Annotated in this window: 5 protein-coding genes; 1 reads left to right on the top strand and 4 read right to left on the bottom strand. The window is 47.2% G+C overall.

Annotation, left to right across the window (positions count from 1 at the left end):
- The first annotated feature begins 113 nt into the window (after positions 1-113).
- A complete protein-coding gene (gene ushA / locus ACO6VE_RS18765) occupies positions 114-1,712 on the top strand; it encodes a bifunctional UDP-sugar hydrolase/5'-nucleotidase UshA (protein ID WP_422446819.1) in 1,599 nt (532 codons plus the stop codon).
- Positions 1,713-1,775: 63 nt separating this feature from the next.
- Here the strand turns inward: ushA and ACO6VE_RS18760 are convergent, their stop codons facing one another.
- The 4 genes from ACO6VE_RS18760 to ACO6VE_RS18745 form a co-directional block, all read right to left on the bottom strand.
- A complete protein-coding gene (locus ACO6VE_RS18760) occupies positions 1,776-4,325 on the bottom strand; it encodes a hypothetical protein (RefSeq protein WP_422446821.1) in 2,550 nt (849 codons plus the stop codon).
- Between the two features lie 268 nt (positions 4,326-4,593).
- Positions 4,594-7,716 carry a hypothetical protein gene (locus ACO6VE_RS18755; RefSeq protein WP_422462849.1) on the bottom strand — a complete coding sequence of 1,041 codons (3,123 nt, stop codon included), beginning with the start codon at positions 7,714-7,716 and terminating at the stop codon, positions 4,594-4,596.
- A gap of 145 nt (positions 7,717-7,861) precedes the next feature.
- Positions 7,862-8,215, bottom strand: a complete 354-nt coding sequence (locus tag ACO6VE_RS18750) for a hypothetical protein (protein ID WP_422462847.1) — start codon at positions 8,213-8,215, stop codon at positions 7,862-7,864.
- A 31-nt stretch (positions 8,216-8,246) separates the two neighbouring features.
- Positions 8,247-9,893 (bottom strand): ankyrin repeat domain-containing protein, encoded by a 1,647-nt coding sequence (locus tag ACO6VE_RS18745; protein WP_422462845.1) that lies wholly within the window; start codon positions 9,891-9,893, stop codon positions 8,247-8,249.
- Positions 9,894-10,238 lie beyond the last annotated feature (345 nt).

Below are 10,238 nucleotides of genomic sequence, written 5' to 3'. Positions count from 1 at the left end.
CAGGACCTACAGATGTGCGGAAATCGCGTTATATCATGCGCTTGGCAAGTTACCTGAACCGGAAATGACCCACAGATTTTACTGACGAGGCTATTTTTTAGGACATAATTTAAATGGCATTTAAATTATCAAAACCAACTCACCTGGCCGTCGCTGCTATTGCGGTTATGGTTAGCGCATGCTCCCTTATCCCGGAAAAACAAACGGGCCCCGCCTTCGACCCGGATAAAACTTACCAGTTAACGGTACTGCACACTAATGACCATCATGGTCGGTTCTGGCATGACAGGAAAGATCAGTTCGGGATGGCAGCCCGAATGACTTTGATTGAGGAGATTCGCAAAGAAGTATCTGAAGAAGGTGGACATGTACTGCTACTGTCCGGGGGTGACATTAATACAGGTGCACCCGAGTCAGACCTGCAGGACGCTGTACCTGACTTCAAAGGCATGAATATGCTTGGGTACGATGCAATGGCTGTTGGCAACCATGAATTTGATAACCCGCGAGATATATTGATGATGCAGGAAGAACTGGCAGAATTTCCATTCCTGTCAGCCAATATTATCGATCAGAAAAGTGGGGAGCCATTGTTTGCGCCTTACACCATGTTCAATCTTGATGGCCTTCGAGTCGCGGTTATGGGTTTAACCACAGACGATACCCCTAAAACGTCTAATCCTGAGAATGTGCTAGGTCTGACATTTGCAAGCCCGATTGAGGCAGCGCGTGAATTACTGCCCAAACTGGAAGAGAAGGCCGATGTGATCATTGCTTCAACGCACATGGGTCACTACCCCAATGGCAATCATGGTGTTAAGGCTCCCGGTGATGTAACACTTGCTCGTACCGTAAACGGCATCGACCTGATTGTTGGCGGTCACTCCCAGGATCCATTATTTGAGCCTGACTTGCAAAATGACACCTGGATCGTACAGGCCCATGAGTGGGGCAAATACGTTGGGCGCGCAGATTTCGTTTATCAACAGGGTGATCTCGAACTTATTGATTACCAGCTGATCCCTGTTAACCACAAGGAAAGTGAAACCAGAATTCCTTATCATGAAGCAATGATGAGGCTTCTTTCTCCTTATCAGGAGGCGGGTGCAAAACTGGTTGATGTTAAAATTGGCAATGTCGACCAACGCTTAATGGGCGAACATAAAGAAGTGCGGTTCCAGCCAACCAATCTGGGCACGTTACTGACCCGGGCTTTTATGGACAAAACCGGTGCTGACTTTTCGGTAACCAATGGAGGCGGGATTCGTGCCAGCATCAATGCCGGAGAGATTACTTATAAAGATGCTCTGATCGTATTTCCATTCGGCTACACACTGACTACTGTTGAGATGTCTGGTCAGCAGGTTCTCGATTACCTTAAGGTTGTTGGTCAAATGCCCGCTAATAGCGGTGCATTTGCTCACTTCTCTGGTGTTGAGATGGTGATCACCGCATCGGGAATTGAACATGTTCGTATTGGCGGGAAACCACTGGATAGGAATAAAACTTATAAGATGGCAACTCTGAGTTTCTCTGCAAGGGGAGGTGATAAGTATCCTGATGTGAGTTCCTATCCGGGCTTTGTAGATACAGGCTTTCTGGACGCAGAAGTGATTCGCGAGTACATCGAAAAAAACTCACCCATTAGCGTTGCCGATTATGAACCAAAAGGTGTCGAGCGACAGATATTGAAATTATACGGCAGCGATTAAGGCGACGCTGCTGACGTCTAAATAAAGTGAACGCGGTGAAAAAGGACTAGCGCACACTTGCACTTATTCAGGATGCATCAACGCAAGCAGCGCTTTGACAAAAGCCTTCCTCTTGATCTCGTAATCATTAACATGGTGAGTTGTTGTTAGCCAGTCGTTAACTCTCTGCTCAAAAGCAGCAAGACAAACATGGCCATGCAATTTGGCTTGAAGATTCGCACTAAGCCCATAAAGGCGTTGTTGCTCTTGTTGAAGCTGGTCGGTCCGGCAGTCAGGACTTCCGGGGTTTTGTTCAGAGTGCAGAGCGATAAACTGCCTGGCTTTATTCAGGGTAAGCAGGGTGCGCATCAGCAGGCCGTAGATACGCTCATCAGGGCTTTGCGGAAAATTAAAAAGAATGGTTCGCGGCAGGTGAAATACCGCCCCTTGTTGCAATTGCCCTGTCAGCGCATCAAGGTTCTCGGCGAGGTGTTCCAGCGTATCGTTCAGTAGCCTGGTTTCTTCAGCAAACGACAAATACCATACCGGCCTCTCAACGCCGGGAACATGAACAGCCAATCGTTCTGCATTGTCATGGATGACTCTGGCATCAACACTGACCTGAATCCCCATTGCCCTGGTACCCAAATCACCGTATTCAAGCTCAATATTATAAGCGTTTGGTAGTTTAATCGCCGGACATCCCGGTATTAGCCTGATGGTGATGTTTTTGGGGATTTCAAAGTCCCTGTCGGTATTCAGTGACTGCAGCGTATCAAAGAGTGCTCTGGCAGACGCTTCTGTCGTGCAGATAATGTCAATGTCATTAAATACTGGGCAGAGGTTCTGTAAAAAACGGGAGTATGAACCGGTAATCAGAATGGCTGGATCGTTATTGGCACCATTGATTTCCTGAATAATCTCCAGGGTTTTCAGTGTTAGTGCATTTAATTGCGGAATCTGATGGTTCGGAGTCTCCGGCCCGCTTGTTGCTATCCATTCATTTGGCAAGTACTTCCGGGTTTGAACAGCACCAGCGGCAATGGCAACAGAAGTCTCTTGTTGTACGACAAAATTTTTATATCCGTCAGAATTATCACTACCCGAGGTAACGGCACTTACCCGTTTAACCAGTAAAGAATCCGTTATATTGGCTGCGGAGCTGCATTGTTCAAACCAGCAGCCTAACGCATGGCGCAGCCTGCTTCCCTCGGGAAAACTCTGAAGGCATTCCTGAACCTGCTCCCTATGGATTTGCCGTCCATTAACAGGCTGTCTTGCGATATGACACTGCGCCAGAAAGAAGAAATGCAGGCGTGAATTCTGATATGAGCATCTCAGTGCGGTAATTGATTGCAATACCTGTTCTGCGGTTACTCTCAGATGATCAATGGTCAATTCATACTGCATCGCCATGAATTGCAATGTACATTTCAGTCGGAGTTGCTCATCGTCCCGGACCGATACGTTGCTTAAGATTTGCCAGGCCTTTTGCAGTACATTCTGAGCTTCATTGGCGTCATCGTACCGCTGAGGAGGTTTCAGGCTTTGCATCAAATACCTGGCTTGCCTTGAAGAATAATCCCCGGGAACGTCATTAAATGCTTCTAATACTTTCTGATCATCCAGACAGTTTTGATCCAACGCTTTTGCATTCAATGCCAGCTGAGCATAAAAAATAGCTCTCTCGAGCAACCAGCCACCACGCTCATAATCCTTGACCACCGCCCCCGGTGTGACCTGCTGGCCATTCAATAACAGCCCCCTCAGGCAACATTCCGCCTGGAAACGTGCTATCCCCAGTCCACCTTCCGGGCTATCCGGGAAATCCCTGACCACTGAATCCGGTGTGACCAGCTGACCATTCAATATCAGGCCCCACAGGCAACATTGTTCCTTAAAGCGTGCCAGCTCCAGTGGTGCGTTGGCTATCTGGTAGCCCTCAACCACTTCATCGGCTGTAACCTGCCGACCATTCAATGTCTGCCTCCTGAGGCAACACTCCGCTTTGAAGCGTGCCTCTTCCAGTGTTGCTTTGATTGCCTGATAATTCTTAACCACGACATCCGTTGTCACTTGCTGGCCATTCAACAACAGCCCCTTCAGGCAACATTGTTCCTGAAAACGCGCTAGCGACAGTGTCGCCTTTAATGCCTGATAGCCCCTAACCACCTCATCCGGCGTGAACTGCCGACCATTCAACAACAGTCCCCTCAGGCAACATTGTTCCTGAAAGCGCACCAACTCCAGTTTTGCGTTGGCTGCCTGATAATCCTTAACCACCGCATTTGGTGAAATCTGCCGACCATTCAACATCAGGCCCTTCAGGCAGCATTGTTCCTTAAAACGCGCTATCCCCAGTTTGCCTTCCGGGCTACCCGGAAAATCCTTAACCACTTCACCCGGTGTAACCTGATAGCCATATAACGGCAGACACTTCAGGCAACATTCGGCCTTGAAGCGTGCTATTGCTAATTTGTACTTATTCTTTCGGTCCGGCTGCCGGTTGAATGCCTGAATGACCTGATCCGGGGTAACTTTTCTATTGCCATGTAAAACGTTCTGTAAACAGAGCTTTTGCAGGAAGAACCCGCTTCTGAGAGACGTTTTCTCATTTTCATAGGTAGCAAGCACTACAGCCGTGGTTATCTGACGCCCTTCTAATGTTTTTTTTTGCCAAAAGGCATCCTCAGTACATTTGCCAATATCTGAGGGGATAGCTGTGGCTCTATAAGACGGATGACTTGCAACACTTTTGCAGTTACAGGTGCTTTTTGAACAATCAGGAACCCCGCCTGAACTGGCTTGTTGACCAAACCGACCAGCAGAATGTGGAGATGAGTAGGTTGATGCTGTTGCTTTCAGAATAAAACCCGGCGCACTTTAACCATAAATACCACTGTCAGACCTGAAAATAATGGTTAGGTTCCTGTGTGGAGTGTTCGGGGGAGGAGCAGTCGGTGATCATATTTACCTGGTCATATTCAGGATGCATCATCGCCAGCAGTGCTTTGATAAAGCCCTTCCTCTTGATCTGGTAATCATTATGCATGGTCGATAGACAGCCATTTACCCGTTGCTCAAAATCATGACGGCAAACATGGCCATTCAATTTCGTTTGAAGCTTCGCAGTCAGTGTATGCAGGCGTTGTTGTTGTTCTTGCAGCTGGTCAGTCCGAAAGTCTGATCTTCCGGTTTGTTGCTCAGAGTACAGAGCGATAAATTGCCTGGCTTTATTCAGAGTAAGCAGGGAGCGCATCAGCAAGCCATAAATACGTTCCCCGGTGTTCACAGGGTTGTTAAAAAGAAGCGTTCGGGGTAAGTCAAATACCGCCCCTTGTTGCAATTGCTCTGTCAACGGGTCGAGGTTCTCAGCGAGGTGTTCCAGCGTATCGTTCATAAGCCTGGTTTCTTCAGCAAACGACAAATACCATACCGGCCTCTCAACGCCGGGAACGCGAACGGCAGATGGCTCTGCATTCTCATGGATGACTCTGTCATCAACACTGACCTGAAACTCCATTGCTTTAGCACCCAAATCACCGTCTATAAGATGAATGTTGTAGGCTTTTGGCAGTTTAATCGCCTGACATCCCGGGATTGATGTGATGCTGATGTTTGTTGGCATTTCTGAATCCCTGTCGGTGTTCAGTGCCTGCAGCTTGTCAAAAAGCGCTCTGGCGACCTCTTCTGTCGTGCAGATAATATCAATATCATTAAATACCGGGCAGAGGTTCTGTAAAAAACGTGAGTATGAACCGGTAATCAGAATGGTTGGAGCGGTATTGGCACCATTGATTTCCTGAATAACCTCCAGTGTTTTCAGCGTTAGCGCATTTAACTGTGGAACTCCCCGGACACTCGTTGCGCCTGTTCGTGGCCATTGTTTCAGGGGTTGATACCCTCTGACGATCATTGCCCAGGTAGCAGACACAGGTTTTGTTTCATCCCGGTATTCCCTGGCCTGATAAGGGAATAGTTCCTCCCTGTCAGGATTGGCAACGGATACCTCTACCGATGTTGCTCTTCGGCCAAAGCTCTCTGTATCGGGTATCACTTCGGAGAGGAAATCCGATTTGAACAGCAACTCATCCATGATATTGGATGCCGGGCTGCATTGTTCAAACCAGCAGTTTAAAGCGTGGCGGAGCTTGCTGGCTTCAGGAAAACTCTGAAGACACGCCATAACCTGATCTTTATGGATCTGTCGTTTATTAACAGACTGGCTGTTGATACAGCAGTATGCCAGGAAAAAGAAATGCAGGCGTGAATTCTGAAATGAACGCCTCAGTATTTTGATGGAATGCAATACCTGCTCTGCGGACACCCGCTTATGATCAATTCGCAACTCATGATGCATAGCCATGAATTTCAATATGCATTGCAGCCGGTGTTGTTCATCACCTTTGACCGATACGTTGTCCAAGATTCGCCAGGCCGCTTGCAGCAAATCCTGAACTTCTTTGGTTTCATCGTACCGCCAGGATTGTCTCAGCCTTTGAATCAGATACCTGACCTGCTTTGAAGAATGATCCCCCGGAGCTTGATGAAACGCGTCCAATACTTCCTTGTTATCCAGATAGCGGCCATTCAATACCCTGTCACTCAATGCCAGCTGAGCATAGAAAATTGCACTTTCAAGCAGCCATCCACCCCGCGCATAATCCTTAACCACCTCATCCGGTGCCACCTGCCGACCATTCAACGTCAGGCCCCTCAGGCAACATTCTGCTTTAAAGCGTGCCAGCTCCCGTGTTGCCCTGAGTGCCTGAAAGTCCCTGACCACTGCCTCTGGTGTCACCTGTCGGCCATTCAATGGGAGCCCTCTCAGACAACATTCCGCCTTTAAGCGTGCCTGCTCCAGTGTTGCGTTGGCTGCCTGATAATCCCTGACCACCATATCCGGTGTTACCTGCTGGCCATTCAACATCAGCCCATTCATACAACATTGCTCTTTAAAGCGCGCCAGCGCCAGTGTCGCTTTGGCTGCCTGAAAATCCCTGACCACCTCATCCGGTGTCACCTGCTGGCCGTTCAGTGGCACACCTCTCAGGCAACATTCCGCTTTAAAGCGCGCCAGCCCCAGTGTTGATTTGGCTGCCTGAAAATCCTTAAAAACGGCCTCCGGTGTCACCTGCCGGTCATTCAACGCCAGCCCCAGCAGGCAACATTGCTGCTTAAAGCGTGCCAACTCCAGTTTTGCGTTGGCTGCCTGAAAGTCCTTAACCACCGCCTCCGCTGTGACCAGTTGGCCATTCAATTTCACTCCCTTCAGGCAACAATGTTCCTTAAAACGCCCCAGCGCCTTTGTTGCCCCGGCTGCCTGAAAATCTTTAACCACCGCCTCCGTTGTGACTTGCTGGCCATTCAACATCACCTTCTTCAGGTAACAGTGTTCCTTAAAGTGAGCCAGGGACAGTCTGCCCTTCGGGCTATCCGGGAAATCCTTAACCACGACATCCGGTGTGAACTGCAGGTCGTTCAACGCCAGGCCACTCAGGCAACATTTTTCCTTGAAGTGCGCCAGTGCCATTCTGCCCTCCGGGCTATCCGGGAAATCCTTAACCACTGCCTCCGGTGTGAGCCGTTGGTCGTTCATTGACAGCCCCTTCAGGCAACATTCCGCTTTGAAGCACGCTATCGCTAAATTGCTCTTATTGTGATCTGGTTTCAGGTTAAACGCCCGGACAACCTGATCCGGGGTGATGTTTCTATTGTTATGGAGAATGTTCCTTAAGCAGAGTTTTTGCAGGAAGAAGCCGCTTCTAAGAGACGTTCTATCATTGCCGTAGGCTGTAATCACACAAGCCGTGGTGATTTGACGCCCATGCAACATTTTTTGTTGCCAAAAGGCATCTTCAATACGTCTGCTATCGTCCAGATTCTTGGCTGTACCACCAGAGGACTGATGATTAGAGACTCTTTTACCATTATATGTACTTATATAGTGGTTAGACGTCCCACTTGAACCGGCTTGCAGTTCAACCCGGCCATCAGGCTTTGGACGGGTATAGGTTGATGCCATTGCTTTCAGAATAAAACCCTGCGCAGTTGAACTATAAACACCGCAGTTTGACCTCAAAACGGTTATTAGGTTCACTCGCTTGTGGTTCGTGGGCTTTGCTTTGCCCCCATTCGCCATTGCGGGGCGACCAGTAACCCGAAATCACCTAATAAAGGCACGGCAATAACAGCGTAAAAACGACACCCGCCAGCAAATCCGTATTGGCCAAGCCAAACAGAAGATAGTTAATATCGTTATAGTCAAACTGTATGATCTGGTATCCAGCAAACAGGGCCAGAGCACAGAACCCAAGGTCTACCAATCGGCCAGTCACCATTATCGGGCTGCCTTCTTGTTTATTCCCGGAGTTTTTAATGAGTGGATAATGCAGAAAAATCAGTACCACCACCCAGGTCAGGTGAGCTGGCCTGAAGTACGCTGCATAAATGGTTGAGGTCACGCCCTGCCAGATCTGGAACACTGACAGCAGCACAGCAAGGGCTAACAACAAATAGCCCAAACCTTGCTGTAATACTCCTTCTTAATGATCACTAAAATAATAGACGAAAAATGTAGTTAATAACTTCCATGGGATTAACTAATAGCACAGAAAAAATTTCAATTTGATACTCTGTTTTTTTCAAGGCGGGGTTTTCCACTTCAATTTTCTCATTTGCTTTGAGAAATTTCTTTATCGTTTCATCATTAAAATCCATGTTGTAGTCATTAAATTTATCCAACACTTCTTCTACCATTTGCCGAAGCTCAGCTGAATTAGCACTTTTTAAATCTTCGTGCAAACGTAGTCTTGTTTCTTTGGCACAACTGACTGCTCTTTGATACTTGTCATCCCGGGATTCGGAAGATTCTTCATTACCAAACACATCTAACAATGAAGTTAATAAACTTAAATGGCGTATGAGATACTCTCTCAGAGAGGGTCTGGTCATGGCTTCATCACAAAAATCGCTGGTCAAAACTGTATTTTTCAAGATACTTTGACCAGTATAAAACCACTTCAGAATTGACCTTTCAACTGATTGACCTTCAGGTGTTCGAAAATGATCACATAAAATTTGAGCATTGTTATGTAATTGAGATTCAGGATCAGATTCTGTTTCAGAGCAAAAACATGCGAGTTCAAGCAGAGTATGATGGAGTTGAGTTTTTTCCTGGGTTACATTCCTGAGAACCTCTTTACGCAGAGCTATCCGTTCGTGCATATTAGCTCCATAGTTTAATAAAATCTCGATCATCTTTGCTGCTGCAGGAGTCCTGGAAGATGTTGCCATAAATAATGGTGATTGCTGAATGGGATTAGCCGAATCAATATTATTTGGATCTCCACCATTTGCGAGCAGTTGCTCCAGAATAATGTGGTTTCCATATACAATTGCAAACATAACAGGAGTAAACCAAAGCAGCCCTGGTGGTATTGATTCATTCTCTCCAAAGTTGCCAATGGATCTGAATCCAATCTTATCATCCCCAGCGCAACGAATTTTGAAGTTGGGGTCAGCCTTGTGCTCCAAAAGGATTTTCGTGGTCTCGGCGTAACCCTTTTTTATGGCCATGATCAATCCGGTAATACCATCTTTCCTGGGGTTGTCAGGATCAAACTGTTTGGATTTGGTCATCACCTGAATGACCTTCGTTTGATTTTCCTGCGCAGCAATAGTTAGAGCACTACTCTGAAGGGAAGAAAATGGATTGTTTTCACAGGGATTTGCCTGATGGTCGATTAATGTCTCGACAACTGCTGCATGACCACGCCGGGCAGCATATATCATCGGAGTGTCTTTTTTATCGCTGAACGACAGTGGGCAACTGAACCATTCCTTCCGTGTTTTTTCATCCGTACCCGATAATAGACGAGCAAGCTTCTCGCCATCATCCGAGTTGCACGACTCTTGAAAGCAAGAGGTTAAAGCCTCCGGTGTTATCTGAACTATTGCGTCAGGTTGTGAAAGCACATTGGGCATTTCAAGCCGTGCTTTTTTAGCAGCGGGCTCAGAGTTAACATCGACCCTGGTTATGGTGAAATCAGCTAACGGTACGGTCTCAGGTGCAGGAGGACTGCGATGTTCGCAGGGAATCTGAGGAATGCCCGTTGCAGTCTTATTATCCTTATTATCCGACGGTTTTTCCGGGATAGCTCTGGATTGTGCGGAAGGGACTAATGAATAATTGCAGTTCATTGTTGTTGGACCTCAGTCATTTGTCAGATACATTTTTGGACTCTCAACTGGATAAAAATGACAGTCACATCCTGTCGGGCAAAGTGCAAAAACGGACCGGGTAGAGTCCTACCGTACATTTTCACGACAATTCATAGTCAAATTTGTTTTTTATGACTGATCGATCATTGGAAAGTTCCCCTATCAAGGCATAGCTGGCAAACTTAGCCAGAATTCAACAGTTGAATTGAGAACCTGCTCAAATCCCGATTTACGGTTCAGCCGTTGTTTTCCTTACGCTTCAGAGGTTTGATTACGGCAACAGGCATGCCAATATTGGACTATCAAACGATCAGGTACTGGCGG

This window comes from Endozoicomonas sp. ALB115 (assembly GCF_049310245.1).
Lineage (GTDB): Bacteria > Pseudomonadota > Gammaproteobacteria > Pseudomonadales > Endozoicomonadaceae > Endozoicomonas.
Note: the sequence above shows the minus strand (reverse complement) of the source record. Positions and strands in the feature narration are given on the sequence as shown.